The following is a 15,029-nucleotide window of genomic DNA, read 5'->3' on the forward strand; positions in this document are numbered from 1 at the left end:
AATGTATTGGCGTCAAAGCTAGGTTTGCGGCCGTTAACGTGCGTCCGTAAGATCAGTTGCGGCGGCTGTGCGCGGGCACGCTTCGGTGTGGTCGAGTTTTCCAAAGGCCTCGATATTCCTACCCCGCGCATAGCTGCCACCCCAGCCTGTAGGAAGGCTGATGGCAGTTCCTATTTACTGCCTCTGGAATTTGAAAATGAAAACACTTCACCCCGATCCTCCCTACGAAAAACCAATCCCCCACCCCAACAGCCGCTTCATGGCCCTCACCAGCAACTGCACCGACATGCCCACCCTGTTCGTCGATACCCACGCGCCGCTCGATGTTTTATACGACGCTGCCAGCTATCGAATTCGCGCCGTCACGCAGGTGCTGGAGAACATGTCGATGCGCGGTTCGGTTGAGTGTGAGTCGTTCATTCTTAGTGATTTTGCGTTGCTGTGTGCCATTCCGTTGCGGGATGGGTGTGATGTGCTGGATGTGATTGGACGGCGATTGCGGGCTCGGCCTTCGGAGTAAGGCTGCTGCAAGATCGTTCCCACGCTCTGCGTGGGAACGATCAGTGGGCAGAACGCCCGCTCAGCCACCAACCCCTGACGTTCGGCGCCGTACAAGGTAAACTTCCCGGCCTTCGCAGGAGCAATCATGAATTATCGTCACGCCTTCCATGCCGGCAATCACGCCGATGTGTTCAAACACCTGACTTTGACCCGCCTCATCGCCTTGATGTCGCGCAAGGAGCAGCCGTTTGCCTATCTCGACACCCACGCCGGCATTGGTCTGTATGACCTGCAGGGCGATCAGGCGAGCCGTACCGGTGAGTACCTGGAAGGGATCGCGCGGTTGTGGGATCAGCCGGATTTGCCGGAGCTGACTGCCGATTACATGAAGGTGCTGCACGACATGAACCCGGATGGCCAGTTGCGCTATTACCCGGGGTCGCCGGAGTTGGCGCGGCGTCTGACGCGGCCGCAGGATCGGCTGATGCTCAACGAGAAGCACCCCGAAGATGGCTTGCTGCTCAAGGACAACATGGCCGGCGATCGTCGGGTGAAGGTGCACTTGGGCGAAGGCTGGCATGTGCCGCGGGCGATGTTGCCGGTGCAGGAGAAGCGGGCGGTGATGTTGATTGATCCGCCGTTTGAGCAGCTTGATGAGATGCAGCGTTGTGCGGCGTCGTTGAAAGAAGCGATTGGCCGGATGCGCCAGACGGTGGCGGCGATCTGGTACCCGGTGAAGGATCAGCGCATGTTGCGTCGTTTTTATCAGGACCTGGCTGGCACGGGCGCGCCGAAGTTGTTGCGGGTTGAGTTGTTGGTGCATCCGCTGGATACGCCCAATAGCCTGAATGGTTCGGGGCTGGCGATTGCCAATCCGCCATGGGGGCTTGAAGAGGAATTGCGTGAGTTGCTGCCGTGGTTGTCCAAGAAGCTTGGGCAGACCCAGGGTGGGTGGCAGATGGATTGGTTGATTGCTGAGAGTTAATCAATTGCATGAGTGGCGTCTGATAGGACGCCATCGCGGGCAAGCCCGCTCCCACAGGGATTTATGTCGATCACAAAAATGGGGTCAAACATAAAGCCTGTGGGAGCGGGCTTGCCCGCGATGCTTTTAGGGCCCGAAAATCAGATCGGGCAAGTCACGCCTGTACCGCCAATCCCGCAATACCCTTCAGGGTTTTTCGCCAGGTACTGCTGGTGATACGCCTCGGCGAAGTAGAACGTCGGCGCTTCTTCAATTTCGGTGGTGATGGTGCCTTTGCCAGCCTTGGTCAACTCGGCCTGGAACACTTGCTCGCTGTGTTTGGCGGCGGCCAATTGTGCCGGGTTGGTGGCATAGATCACCGAGCGGTACTGGGTGCCGATGTCATTGCCCTGGCGCATGCCCTGGGTCGGGTTGTGCAGTTCCCAGAACATCTTCAGCAGTTCGTCATAGCTGACTTTTGCCGGCTCGTAGACCACCAGTACCACTTCGCTGTGACCGGTCAGGCCCGAGCAGACTTCTTCGTACGTCGGGTTCGGCGTAAAGCCGCCGGCGTAACCCACCGCCGTACTGACCACGCCTTCGCGCTGCCAGAACTTGCGCTCCGCGCCCCAGAAGCAGCCCAGGCCGAAGATCGCGAAATCCACGTCCATCGCGAACGGGCCCAGCAGCGGGGCGTCGTGGACGAAGTGTTTTTCCGGCACGGTCATTGGGGTTTCGCGGCCAGGCAGAGCTTGTTCTTTAGTCGGGAGCACGTTTTTGTTCACCAGGATTTCCGAGCGCAGAACCATGATCAGTCCTCTCAGTCAGGTTGAGATGTAAATAAACAGACCACCAGTGTGCCCAATGATGCCAAGTTAATCACTACCCAAAATGTGGGAGCGGTGTGCTGTCAGGCGATCGGACCACGCGGGTAGCGTTTGAGCTTTTCGATCAGCTCGGAACCCGGGATCGGTCGGTCGAACAGGTAGCCCTGGCCGACGTCGCAGCGGTGGCGGCGCAGGAAGGCGAGCTGCTCGGCCGTCTCGATGCCTTCAGCCACGACCTTGAGTTTCAGGTTGTGGGCCATGGCGATCACTGCGGAGGTGATTTCCATGTCGTCCTGGTTGTCCGGGATTTCATGGATGAAGCTTCGATCGATCTTGATGATGTCGATCGGGAATTTTTTCAGGTAGCTGAGCGACGAGTAACCAGTGCCGAAGTCGTCCATGGCCAGGGTCAGGCCCAGGCGCTTGAGCTGGTCGAGCTGCAAGTGGGTGTCTTCGGTGGCTTCCAGCAGCAGGCCTTCGGTCAGCTCCAGCTCCAGCAGGTTCGCCGGCAGCTCTTCTTCCTTGAGGATGTTGGCGATGGACGCTACCAGGTCCGGGTCGGAGAACTGTTTGGGCGACAGGTTGATCGCCACTTGCAGGTTGCCGAGGCCGGCGGCGGTCAGGTCTTTGCTCATGCGGCAGGCCTGGCGGGCGATCCATTTGCCGATCGGGATGATCAACCCGGTTTCTTCGGCGACGCTGATGAACTGGTCCGGGCGGATCATGCCTTTTTCCGGATGGTTCCAGCGCAGCAGCGCTTCCATGCCCAGCAAACGACCGCTGCGCAGGCACAGCTTGGGCTGGTAGAACACGTCCAGCTCGTTCTGGGTCAGGGCGCGGCGCAGGTTGTTTTCGACGAACAGTTTGTAGCTGGCCTCGGCATTCAGCGCTTCGGTGAACACCTGCACCTGGTGCTTGCCGTTGGCCTTGGCCTTATGCAGCGCCAAGCCGGCGTTGCGCATCAGCGTCTGAGGGTCGCGACCATGCAGTGGCGCGCAGGCCAGGCCAACGGAGCCGGTGACGCTGATCAACTGGTTGTCGACGAACATCGGTTTGTCGAGGGTTGCCAGCAATTGGTTGGCGACCTGCTGGCCAGTCGAGAGGTCAGTGTCGTCCAGCAGCACCGCGAATTCGTTACTGGCGAAGCGCGCCAGACTGCCGCTCGGGCTCAGGCTGTTGCGCAAGCGTCGCGCCAGGCTGATCAGCAGTTTGTCGCCGGTCTGGTGACCGAGGCTGTCGTTGATCCGCTTGAAGTTGTCGATGTCCACCAGCAGCAGGCTGATCGGCGTGTCGCTGTCTCGGGCGAAGCGTTCGTCGAGGTTGCGGATGAACGCCGGGCGGTTGCCGAGGTTGGTCAGGTTGTCGGTATAGGCCAGGCGCTCGATGCGCTGCTGGGCGAGCTTGGTCTGGGTGATGTCTTCGTAGATGCCGATGTAGTGCGTCAGCTCACGGTTGTCGCCGTAGACCTTGGAAATCGACAGCTGGCCCCAGTAGGGTTCGAGGTTTTTGCGCCGGCTCTTGAACTCGCCCTGCCAGCTGTTGCTCTTGGCCAGCGCCGACGGTGCGTCGAACAGCAGTTCGCTGAGGTTTTCCAGTGCCGGCAGTTCCGACAGCCGCTGGCCGTGGACTTCCTCGGTGGTGTACTGGGTGATTGCGGTAAAGCTTGGATTGACGTACTCCACCACGCCATCGCAATTGACCAGCAGAAAGGCGTTGGCGCTTTGCTCCACCGCACGCTGGAACAAGTGCAGGGCGCTGGTGGCGGTGCGGCGGTTGTGGTTGTTGATGACCTGGGCGAACTGATCGGCCAGCTCGCCGGCAAAGGCGATTTCGTCCGACTGCCAGGCGCGGGTCGCACCGATCTGTTCCAGGCAGAGCACGCCGACCACTTGGCCGTCGACGCGGATGCTGGCGTCGAGCATGGCGTTGACGTCGCGCGGGCGCAGGCTCTCGGCTATTTCCCGGGTGCGCGGGTCGCGCATGGCGTTGTGGGCGTCGATGGCACGGCCGGTGTGCAAGGCTTCGAGGTAATCGGGGAAACCACTGGCATCGATCGGCTCCGGCAGTTGGTGATTGCGGGTGGCGCGGTGATAGGCCGAGATCGGCGTCAGTAGCGAACCGTCGAGGTTCCACAGGCTGGCGCAGTCGATCTCATAGATATCGCAGGCACTGCGGGTGATCAGTTCGGCGGCTTCTTGCAGGGAGTTGTTGGTGCTGTAGCGCTGGCGGGTCAGCAACAGAATCAGATCTTGCTGGGCGCGCACCCGGTCCAGGTGCTGAAGTTGTTCCTGCTGGGCGCGTTGATTGAGTTCCAGGGCAATTTGCAGGCGTGAGTTTTGGGTTTCCAGATCCAGCGCCGGCAGCAGCGGTTCATCGATGAACAGGCCGTCTACCACCATCAGGTAGCCGCGTAGCAGGTGTCGATTGTGTTGTTTGTAAGCTTCGCCCAGTTCCAGCAGGCTCAGTACCCCTGCGGCGGTGTGCAAGGTGTAGCGGATCAGGTAATGCGGGCTATTGGTGAGTTGCTGCTGGATCGTGTCGTGCAGTTGATAGCGCGCTTCGGGCTCCATCAGGCTGGCATAGGGCGAGCCGACCAGAGCACAGAGTTCCACTGCCGGCAGGCCGAACTGTCGTTCGCAATTGGGGTCGAGAAACAGCAGCGCCCAGCTCGGTTCATTCAGCCGTTCGAAACGCAGCATGCCGAGCCGCGAGGGCACAGGCAACTGCGTCACTACCTCGGCCACCATACGGCTGGCGGCATCGGGTTGGCTCTTCATATAGAGGGAAACTCGCTTCGAATATGCTGATCGCGCCGGGCTCTCGCCCTCTTTACTGTTGTCTGCGGCAAGGTTGCATCATTGCGACACCGACTGACAAGAGACATGAAGGCCAAGTGCTATAAGAATATGTCGGCAGGTGTGAAGAATTCTCCAGCGAGGGGTCGAAAGTAATGTTGTGAGTCAAAAAGCTCGCAGCCTTCGGCAGCTCCTGCAAGGCCGCGATCTTTTCCGGAGTCAACGCAGTTTTATGGTTATCGACTGCAGTTGGTTGCCATCCCGATCGTGATAATTGACGCGAACCTGTTCAGCATCGACGACCAGATGCGCGAAATTATCCTGGCTGATTACCTCACTGGTCAGCTCATGCCGATAATCTCCCGCGGCCGTTCGGGCTAACGCTTGGTCGAAGATGAAGGTCGATGCCTTGGCATACGGCAGCAGTTTACTGTTGCACAGTGGTGAAGAGACGATGGTGTGAACTTCGAAGTCCGGTACCTCACTGTGAGTCAGGCGGCTGGTCAGCGAGCCGTGGACATCACCGGAAATGAAGAAGACGTTCTTGATGCCGTGCGTACGAATCGTCTCCAGCAGCCGTAGTCGTTGTTCCGGGAAGGCTTTCCAGGCGTCATCGCCGTTAAGTTTGCGATCGGGGTAGAACATGACGCTGGTGACCACGAATTTGACCCGGGCCGGGCTGTTGATCAGCCATTTGAGCAGCGCCTGTTCCTGTTCTTCATCAAGAATGCGCCGGTCGCTGGCCGACAGATTGCGTCGGGTTCGGCTGTCGGTGATAAACCATTCGATATCGCCCTCGGTGAATTGATACCAATAGTGCGGCAGCAGTGCTCTGTTTACTTGCCCGTTGGCAAGCAGTTCATGTACGGGGCTGTGGCTGACCTGATAGAGCTCATACGCTGCCATGGCATTTTTGTATAAGTGAATGTCACTCTTACTTGCATTGGCTGGCCAGTTGTCTTCAATTTCATGGTCGTCGAGGATCATGTAAGTTGGCACGCCGGACATTAACGCCGATATATGAGGCTGAGAAAAAGCCGTGCGGTATTTGCTGAGAATGTCCTTGTATTCCCGGTCGGGGGCCACGAGGTTCAGGTCATCGACGTAGATTTGGTCGCCAGTCATCAGCATGGCGCTGATGGGCGGTTCGGCGTGTTCCGCCAGGTTTGTGATCGAGGCAAAGATCCGGTCGCCCACATGCGGGGCCGACGCAACGCCGGCGGTCATTCGCAGGTAACGACATGAGCCGACGATATAAGCCCGTGGCGTGGTGGTTTTGCTGGACTGCGTGCGAAAGCGATAGATCTCCCGCGGCCATTGCAGCGGCAGTTCCTGAGCCGTCTCCACGGTATGCACCGGGCTCATGGGGCTGAACCAGCCCGCCTGGTATTCATAGTCGGTATCGGTGGCAAGGTCGTTGAGGGCAATCACATCGGACATATCGCGCAAGATTGTCAGTTTCACAAATACGCCTTTGGACCAGTGGTCCTCGCCGGTGCGTCGATAACGGATGCCTGCAAATACCAAGGCGTCATTCTGTAATTCGCCGCGCAAGAAAATGCGGGCATGGTTAGTTGTAGTGTGGCCAATAATTGGGCCGACAGTCGGTTTGAACATGTTCGAATCCATTCGAAGTAATGCTAACTAAGCAGATTAGGTTGTCGAGGTTTCTATTAGAAATTCTCCAAACTAAGCCTAGTTATTGGCGCGCAAAAAATATCGGGCGGAAGTGGACTTGAGTTGTAGGCGGCGTAAGCCATGTGTGTAGGAATAAAACTCGGAAGAGGGCATTTTTCGAGGCAAAAAAAGCCCCGCCAAATTGGCGGGGTTGAGGTACGAGCGTGGCGCTCGGAAAACATGGAACGCGACAGGCCCTCCGGTGAAGGAGGGCCGGCCGGTGTTACAGCAGGATGGTGCGGATGTCCGCCAGCAGGTCGCTCAGACGCTTGGTGAAGCGTGCAGCAGCGGCGCCGTTGATCACACGGTGATCGTAGGACAGCGACAACGGCAGCATCAGTTTCGGCTGGAAGGCTTTGCCGTCCCAGACTGGCTGGATGGTTGCCTTGGAAACACCGAGGATCGCCACTTCCGGCGCGTTGACGATCGGCGTGAAGCCGGTGCCGCCAATGTGGCCGAGGCTGGAAATGGTGAAGCAGGCGCCTTGCATGTCGTCAGCGGTGAGCTTTTTGTCGCGGGCCTTGGCGGCCAGCACCGCGGCTTCGGCTGCCAGTTGCAACAGGCTCTTCTGGTCGACGTTCTTGATGACCGGTACCAGCAGGCCGTCCGGAGTGTCGACCGCGAAGCCGATGTTCACGTACTTCTTGCGGATGATCGCCTTGCCGCTTGGCGCCAGCGAACTGTTGAAGTCCGGCAGTTCCTTGAGCAGGTGCGCGCAGGATTTGAGCAGCAGTGGCAGGATGGTCAGCTTGACGCCGGCCTTCTCTGCAACGGCTTTCTGGGCGATACGGAACGCTTCCAGGTCGGTGATATCAGCCGAATCGAACTGAGTCACGTGAGGAATGTTCAGCCAGCTGCGATGCAGGCTCGACGCGCCGATTTGCATCAGGCGAGTCATCGGCACTTCTTCGGTTTCGCCGAAACGGCTGAAGTCCACGACCGGAATCGGCGGGATGCCCGCGCCGCCAGTTGCGCCGCCAGCGGCCGGTGCTTCCTTGGCCTTCTGCATCATGGCCTTGACGTAAACCTGCACGTCTTCTTTCAGCACACGACCGTGCGGGCCGCTTGGGCTAACCGAGCTCAGCTCGACGCCGAATTCACGGGCGAGTTGGCGAACAGCCGGGCCTGCATGAACTTTGGCGCCTGGCTTGGCCGGGGCAGCAACAGGTGCGGCCGGAGCCGGAGCAGGTGCTGCGGCGGCTGGAGCTGGCGCGCTCGCTGCAGCAGCGGCCGGAGCGGGGGCCGCAGCAGGCGCAGCGCCTTTGACTTTCAGCTTCAGGATCAGGTCGCCAGTACCGACTTCGTCATCCAGCTTGATGGAAACGCTTTCCACCACGCCAGCGGCAGGCGATGGAATTTCCATGCTCGCCTTGTCGGATTCCAGGGTGATCAGCGACTGGTCGGCGGCGACGGTGTCGCCAGCCTTGACCAGCACTTCGATGATCTTGGCCTTGCCCGCCGAACCGATGTCCGGGACGTGAATGTCCTGAACAGTGTCGGCAACCGGAGCCGCCGGAGCCGCAGCGGCTGGCGCTGGAGCAGCGGCAGCAGGCGCAGCAGCCTGAGCTGGTGCGGCCGCGGCCGGTGCCGCAGCACCCGCCACTTCCAGGTCCAGAATCAGGTCGCCGGTGCCGACTTCGTCGTTGAGCTTGACGCTGATGGCCTTGACCACGCCAGCGGCAGGCGATGGAATTTCCATGCTGGCCTTGTCGGATTCCAGGGTGATCAGCGACTGATCAGCCGCGACGGTGTCGCCGACCTTGACCTGGATCTCGATGATCTGGGCCTTGCCCGACGAACCGATGTCCGGCACGTGCACTTGCTGAACGCTGGCAGCAGCAGGCGCTGCGGCTGGAGCGGCCGGCGCTTTGGCGGCAGCCGGCGCAGCTTCAGCCTTGGCAGCTGGCGCAGCGGCAGGCGCAGGCGCCGCAGCAGCAGCGGCACCTTCGACTTCCAGCTCCAGCAGTTCGTCGCCTTCTTTCAGGCGATCGCCCAGCTTCACTTTCAGGCTCTTGATGATACCGGCCTTTGGCGCAGGCACTTCCATGCTCGCCTTGTCCGACTCAAGTGTCAGGATGCTCTGGTCGGCTTCGATACGGTCGCCGACCTTCACAAACAGTTCAATTACTTCACCTTCACCGCTGCCGATGTCAGGTACGCGAATGAGTTCGCTCACAGAGTGTCTCCTCAGCAGTCCAGTGGGTTGCGTTTTTCCGGGTTGATACCGAACTTGGCGATGGCTTCAGCCACCACTTTAGGTTCGATGTCACCACGGTCAGCCAAGGCTTCCAGGGCTGCCAACACCACGAAATGACGGTCGACTTCGAAGAAGTGACGCAGCTTCTTGCGGCTGTCACTGCGGCCGAAACCATCGGTGCCCAGGACTTTGAATTCCTTGGACGGGACCCACTGACGAATTTGCTCAGCGAACAGCTTCATGTAGTCGGTAGACGCAATGACCGGACCTTTACGGCCGTTCAGGCACTCTTCCACATAGCTCAGCTTAGGCTTCTGGCCCGGGTGCAGACGGTTGGTGCGCTCAACGGCCAGGCCATCGCGACGCAGTTCGTTGAAGCTGGTAACGCTCCACACGTCAGCGCCGACGTTGAACTCTTCACGCAGGATCTTCGCCGCTTCACGGACTTCACGCAGGATGGTGCCGGAGCCCATCAGCTGAACGTGGTGCGCCGCTTCGCGGGTGTCTTCCTCGAGCAGGTACATGCCCTTGATGATGCCTTCCTCGACACCGGCCGGCATGGCTGGTTGCTGGTAGGACTCGTTCATCACGGTGATGTAGTAGAAAACGTCCTGCTGCTCTTCGGTCATCTTCTTCATGCCGTCCTGAATGATCACCGCGAGCTCGTAGCCGTAGGTTGGATCAAAGGTGCGGCAGTTCGGGATGGTGGCAGCCAGGATGTGGCTGTGACCGTCTTCGTGTTGCAGGCCTTCGCCGTTCAGCGTGGTCCGGCCGGCGGTGCCGCCGATCAGGAAGCCACGGGTGCGGCTGTCGCCAGCGGCCCAGGCCAGGTCGCCGATACGCTGGAAGCCGAACATCGAGTAGAAGATGTAGAACGGCAGCATTGGCTGGTTGTGGCTGGAGTACGAAGTACCGGCAGCGATGAAGGAGCTCATGGCGCCCGCTTCGTTGATGCCTTCTTCGAGGATCTGGCCCTTCTTGTCTTCCTTGTAGAACATCACCTGGTCTTTATCGACTGGCTCGTAGAGCTGGCCGACGGACGAGTAGATGCCCAACTGACGGAACATGCCTTCCATACCGAAGGTACGGGCTTCGTCCGGGATGATCGGAACGATGCGTGGACCGATTTCCTTGTCCTTGACCAGTTGCGCGAGGATCCGCACGAACGCCATGGTGGTGGAAATTTCACGGTCGCCCGAACCATCAAGAATGGCCTTGAGGGTGTCAAGCGACGGGGTCGGCACGCTGAAGCTCTGCGCGCGACGCTGTGGCACGAAGCCGCCCAGTGCGGTACGGCGCTCGCTCAGGTAGCGGGCTTCAGCGCTGTTTGGTTCCGGTTTGAAGAACGGCAGGTTTTCCAGCTCTTCGTCTTTGACCGGAATGTCGAAACGATCACGGAACAACTTCAGGCTGTCGACATCGACTTTCTTGGTGTTGTGCGCAGTGTTTTTCGCTTCGCCGGCACCGGTGCCATAACCTTTGATGGTTTTGGCCAGGATGACGGTCGGTTGTTCTTTGTGGTTGACCGCTTCGTGGTACGCCGCGTAGACCTTGTACGGGTCGTGGCCGCCACGGTTGAGTTTCCAGATCTCGTCGTCGGACAAGTCTGCAACCATCGCCTTGAGTTCTGGCGAGTTGAAGAAGTGTTCACGCACGAAGGCGCCGTCTTTGGCTTTGTAGTTCTGGTACTCGCCGTCGATGACTTCGTCCATGCGACGTTGCAGGATACCGTCGACGTCTTTGGCCAGCAGTGGGTCCCAGAAACGGCCCCAGATGACTTTGGTCACGTTCCACTGAGCACCGCGGAACACGCCTTCGAGTTCCTGGATGATCTTGCCGTTGCCGCGAACCGGGCCATCAAGGCGCTGCAGGTTGCAGTTAATGACGAAGATCAGGTTGTCGAGCTTCTCGCGGCCAGCCAGCGAGATCGCGCCCAGGGATTCCGGCTCGTCACACTCGCCGTCGCCCAGGAAGCACCAGACTTTTTGCTTGCCTTCAGGGATGAAGCCACGGGCTTCCAGGTACTTCATGAAGCGTGCCTGGTAGATCGCCTGGATCGGGCCCAGACCCATGGATACGGTAGGGAACTGCCAGAAGTCAGGCATCAGCCAAGGGTGCGGATAGGACGACAGGCCCTGACCGTCGACTTCCTGGCGGAAGTTGTTCATCTGGTCTTCGGTGATGCGGCCTTCCATGAACGCGCGGGCGTAAACGCCTGGCGAGGTGTGGCCCTGGAAGTAGATCAGGTCGCCGCCGTGTTCGTCGGTCGGGGCCTGGAAGAAGTAGTTGAAGCCGATGTCATACAGGGTCGCACTGGAAGCGAAGCTGGAGATGTGACCGCCGAGGTCAGAATCTTTCAGGTTCGTACGCATTACCATGGCCATCGCGTTCCAGCGTACCAACGAGCGAATGCGGCGTTCCATGAACAGGTCGCCAGGCATGCGTGCTTCGTGGGTAACGGGGATCGTGTTGCGGTAAGGCGTGGTGATGGCGTAAGGGAGCTGCGAGCCGCTACGGGTCGCGAGTTCGCCCATACGGGTCATCAGATAGTGAGCACGGTCTTCGCCTTCTTTGTCGAGAACCGATTCCAGGGCGTCCAGCCATTCCTGGGTTTCGACGGGATCGAGGTCTTGCATGGCTTGCTCCAGGGCGGAAAGGCTTCCAGAATCGGTTGCCTGAGTTTGCGACTGGCCTTGTGGGCAGACGATATAAATTCTTGGATTGCCGATAGGTTGTTCCGGCGGCGTGTAGTTTTACTACAAATCATCGGGCATTTCAGCCTTTCGAATGTATAGACGAGTAGTAAAACTACAGAAGATTGGCTTGTGGCCTCCGGCTGCGTTGTGAGAATAATCGTTAAGGTTGGTCTTTTGCCAACCAAAAAAGGTGAAGGCTTGATGATCGCTGCCAAAAATAAACAAATTTCAGCTATTTCTAACCTTTGTTCGACAGTCGGTCAGGTAGCGCATTTTCACGAATCACTACATGCAGCCCTTCACACGCCGATCAAGGATAGACCATGAGCCTCCCTTCGCTTGCCGAACTGCCCGGCGTACTCCAGCCATTTGTCACCCGTGCCGAGCAGTCGTTCCGTACGGCCGTCGCGGCGCTTGCCGATGATCATGGCCTGTCTGCCTGGACGCCTGAGCGCTGGGCGCAATTTGCCCGCGTCACCGCCGCCAGCGACTTTGTCATTGAGCAGAGTGTGCGTGACCCTTTGATGTTGCTGGAGCTGGTGCAGTCCGGCGAGCTTGACCGCGCCTTTGCCCCGGGCGAGTTGTGCGCACAGATTGCGACGGCGGTGAGCGTAGCCGAAACCGACGACCAACTTGGCCGCGCCCTGCGTCGCCAGCGCACCCGCCAGCAAGTGCGGATCATCTGGCGCGATCTGACTCGCCGGGCCGATTTGATCCAGAGCTGCCGCGACCTCTCGGACATGGCCGATGCCAGCATCGATCAGGCCTATCAGTGGTTGTATCAGCGCCATTGCCAGCAGTTCGGCACGCCCACCGGGCGACGTAGCGGCGAGCCGCAACAGATGGTCATCCTCGGCATGGGCAAGCTCGGCGCCGTGGAGCTGAACCTGTCGTCGGACATCGACCTGATCTTCGCCTACCCCGAGGGCGGCGAAACCGTCGGCGTGAAACGGTCACTGGATAACCAGGAATTTTTCATTCGTCTCGGCCAGCGCCTGATCAAGGCGCTGGACCCGATGACCGTCGACGGTTTCGTGTTCCGCGTCGACATGCGCTTGCGGCCTTACGGTTCGTCCGGCGCGCTGGTGCTGAGCTTCAATGCACTGGAGCAGTATTACCAGGATCAGGGCCGCGACTGGGAACGCTACGCGATGATCAAGTCGCGCGTGGTGGCCGGCGATCAAGTGGCGGGCGCGCAACTGCAAGAGATGCTGCGCCCGTTCGTTTACCGGCGTTATCTGGACTTCTCGGCCATCGAAGCGCTACGCACCATGAAGCAGCTGATCCAGCAGGAAGTCCGGCGCAAGGGCATGGCTGACAATATCAAGCTGGGTTCCGGCGGCATTCGTGAAGTCGAATTTATCGCTCAGGCCTTCCAGTTGATTCACGGTGGCCGCGACCTGAGTCTGCAGCAGCGTCCTCTATTAAAAGTACTGAGCACCCTCGAAGGTCAGGGTTACCTGCCGCCAGCGGTGGTCAGCGAGTTACGCGAAGCCTACGAATTTCTGCGTTACACCGAACACGCGATCCAGGCGATTGCCGACCGCCAGACCCAGATGCTGCCGGATGGCGAACAGGATCAGGCGCGCATTGCCTTTATGCTCGGGTTTGCCAATTGGACGGCATTCCACGAGCAGCTGATGTACTGGCGTGGCCGGGTGGCCTGGCACTTTGCTCAGGTGATTGCCGATCCCGATGAAGAAGACGGCGCCGAGAGCGAAGTGGTGGTCGGCGGGGAATGGCTGCCGCTGTGGGAGGAGGCGCAGGACGAGGAAGCCGCGTGCCGTCAGTTGGAAGAGGGCGGTTTTGCCGACGCCTCCAAGGCGCTGAAAGCCTTGGCCAGTCTGCGTGGCAGCCCGCAATTGCGCGCCATGCAGCGCCTGGGGCGTGAACGCCTCGATGCTTTTATTCCGCGCTTGCTGGCTCAGGCTGTGGAGCATGCCAGCCCCGATCTGGTGCTGGAGCGGGTGCTGCCGCTGGTGGAAGCCGTGGCGCGTCGTTCCGCCTATCTGGTGTTGCTGACCGAGAACCCAGGCGCCCTGCGCCGCTTGCTGACGCTATGCGCCGCGAGCCCATGGATTGCCGAACAGATCACGCGCTTCCCGCTGCTGCTCGACGAACTGCTCAACGAAGGCCGGCTGTTCAAGCCACCGTTGGCGCCGGAACTGGCGGCCGAATTGCGCGAGCGTCTGACGCGGATTCCCGAAGACGATCTCGAACAACAAATGGAAGCCCTGCGGCATTTCAAGCTGGCGCACCGCTTGCGCGTCGCTGCCTCGGAAATCGCCGGCAGCCTGCCTTTGATGAAGGTCAGTGATTACCTGACCTGGCTTGCCGAAGCGATCCTCGAACAAGTGCTGGCCCTGGCCTGGCGCCAGACCGTGGCCAAGTACGGCTCACCACTGCGCACTGACGGTACCTTGTGCGACCCTGGCTTCATCATTGTCGGTTACGGGAAAGTCGGCGGTCTGGAGCTGGGGCATAGTTCGGACCTGGATCTGGTGTTTATCCACGACGGCGATCCGCAGGCCGAAACCGACGGGCCGAAGCCTATCGATGGCGCGCAGTTTTTTACCCGGCTCGGGCAGCGCATCATTCATTTGCTGACGGCGCAGACCAACTCCGGCCAGTTGTATGAAGTGGACATGCGCCTGCGGCCGTCCGGTGCGTCCGGTTTGCTGGTGAGTTCCCTGGGGGCGTTTGCCCGGTATCAGGAAAACGAAGCCTGGACCTGGGAGCATCAGGCGCTGGTACGGGCGCGGGTGCTGGTGGGCAGTCAAGATGTCGGCCAGGCATTCGAGAAGGTTCGCGCGGCGGTATTGGCCAAACCGCGGGACCTGCCGACCTTGCGCCAGGAGGTCAGCGAAATGCGCGCCAAGATGCGCGATAATCTGGGCAGCAAGAGCACTGCGGCGGGCATGGCGGCAAATGCCTTCGAGGCCACGGCGCCGTTCGATCTCAAGCAGGACGCCGGAGGTATCGTCGATATTGAATTTATGGTGCAATACGCGGCTCTGGCATGGTCTGAAGCGCATCCGTCATTGCTGCGCTATACCGACAATATCCGCATTCTGGAAGGGTTGGAGGAGGTCGGGCTGATGCCCGCCGAAGACGCCAGCCTGTTGCGTGAAGCCTATAAGGCCTACCGCTCCGCCGCTCACCGGGAGGCCTTGCAGAAGGACGCCGGCGTAATACCGGGCGACCAGTTCGTGGATGAACGACGGCAGGTCATGCGGATCTGGCGCGAGCTGGGGTTAAGCTGAAACGGATATTTGTAGTACCTGATATCCCTGTGGGAGCGAGCCTGCTCGCGATGAGGCCGTCACATTCAACATTTATGATGACTGTGAGGCCGCCATCGCGAGCAGGCTC

Annotated in this window: 8 protein-coding genes; 3 read left to right on the plus strand and 5 right to left on the minus strand. The window is 59.8% G+C overall.

Annotation, left to right across the window (positions count from 1 at the left end; translation table 11 throughout):
* The first annotated feature begins 196 nt into the window (after positions 1-196).
* Positions 197-520, plus strand: a complete 324-nt coding sequence (locus AB7M22_RS29360; protein ID WP_454188879.1) for a hypothetical protein — start codon at positions 197-199, stop codon at positions 518-520.
* Between the two features lie 126 nt (positions 521-646).
* Entirely contained in the window at positions 647-1,486 is an 840-nt protein-coding gene (locus AB7M22_RS29365; protein ID WP_454188589.1) for a 23S rRNA (adenine(2030)-N(6))-methyltransferase RlmJ, read from the plus strand.
* Positions 1,487-1,626: 140 nt separating this feature from the next.
* On the opposite strand, the gene msrA is transcribed toward AB7M22_RS29365, so the two are convergent.
* The 5 genes from msrA to aceE form a co-directional block, all read right to left on the minus strand.
* Complete coding sequence (gene msrA / locus AB7M22_RS29370) at positions 1,627-2,274, minus strand: peptide-methionine (S)-S-oxide reductase MsrA (RefSeq protein ID WP_454188590.1); 648 nt, start codon at positions 2,272-2,274, stop codon at positions 1,627-1,629.
* Between the two features lie 101 nt (positions 2,275-2,375).
* Positions 2,376-5,069 (minus strand): putative bifunctional diguanylate cyclase/phosphodiesterase, encoded by a 2,694-nt coding sequence (locus AB7M22_RS29375; protein ID WP_454188591.1) that lies wholly within the window; start codon positions 5,067-5,069, stop codon positions 2,376-2,378.
* Positions 5,070-5,306: 237 nt separating this feature from the next.
* Positions 5,307-6,704, minus strand: a complete 1,398-nt coding sequence (locus tag AB7M22_RS29380) for an alkaline phosphatase D family protein (RefSeq protein ID WP_454188592.1) — start codon at positions 6,702-6,704, stop codon at positions 5,307-5,309.
* Positions 6,705-6,987: 283 nt separating this feature from the next.
* Entirely contained in the window at positions 6,988-8,940 is a 1,953-nt protein-coding gene (gene aceF / locus AB7M22_RS29385) for a dihydrolipoyllysine-residue acetyltransferase (protein ID WP_454188593.1), read from the minus strand.
* Positions 8,941-8,951: 11 nt separating this feature from the next.
* On the minus strand, positions 8,952-11,597 hold the full coding sequence (gene aceE / locus AB7M22_RS29390; protein ID WP_454188594.1) for a pyruvate dehydrogenase (acetyl-transferring), homodimeric type: 2,646 nt from the start codon (positions 11,595-11,597) through the stop codon (positions 8,952-8,954).
* A 383-nt stretch (positions 11,598-11,980) separates the two neighbouring features.
* On the opposite strand from aceE, the gene glnE reads away from it, so the two are divergent.
* Positions 11,981-14,920 (plus strand): bifunctional [glutamate--ammonia ligase]-adenylyl-L-tyrosine phosphorylase/[glutamate--ammonia-ligase] adenylyltransferase, encoded by a 2,940-nt coding sequence (gene glnE, locus AB7M22_RS29395; protein WP_454188595.1) that lies wholly within the window; start codon positions 11,981-11,983, stop codon positions 14,918-14,920.
* Positions 14,921-15,029: the final 109 nt, after the last annotated feature.

The organism is Pseudomonas sp. ADAK2 TE3594, assembly GCF_053628675.1.

What these genes read in the sequence shown, in the direction of transcription:
- AB7M22_RS29375 (WP_454188591.1), bottom strand. Translation starts at nt 5,069, where the DNA reads ATGAAGAGCCAACCCGATGCCGCCAGCCGTATGGTGGCCGAGGTAGTG.
- msrA (WP_454188590.1), bottom strand. Translation starts at nt 2,274, where the DNA reads ATGGTTCTGCGCTCGGAAATCCTGGTGAACAAAAACGTGCTCCCGACT.
- AB7M22_RS29380 (WP_454188592.1), bottom strand. Translation starts at nt 6,704, where the DNA reads ATGTTCAAACCGACTGTCGGCCCAATTATTGGCCACACTACAACTAAC.
- AB7M22_RS29365 (WP_454188589.1), top strand. Translation starts at nt 647, where the DNA reads ATGAATTATCGTCACGCCTTCCATGCCGGCAATCACGCCGATGTGTTC.
- aceE (WP_454188594.1), bottom strand. Translation starts at nt 11,597, where the DNA reads ATGCAAGACCTCGATCCCGTCGAAACCCAGGAATGGCTGGACGCCCTG.
- glnE (WP_454188595.1), top strand. Translation starts at nt 11,981, where the DNA reads ATGAGCCTCCCTTCGCTTGCCGAACTGCCCGGCGTACTCCAGCCATTT.
- AB7M22_RS29360 (WP_454188879.1), top strand. Translation starts at nt 197, where the DNA reads ATGAAAACACTTCACCCCGATCCTCCCTACGAAAAACCAATCCCCCAC.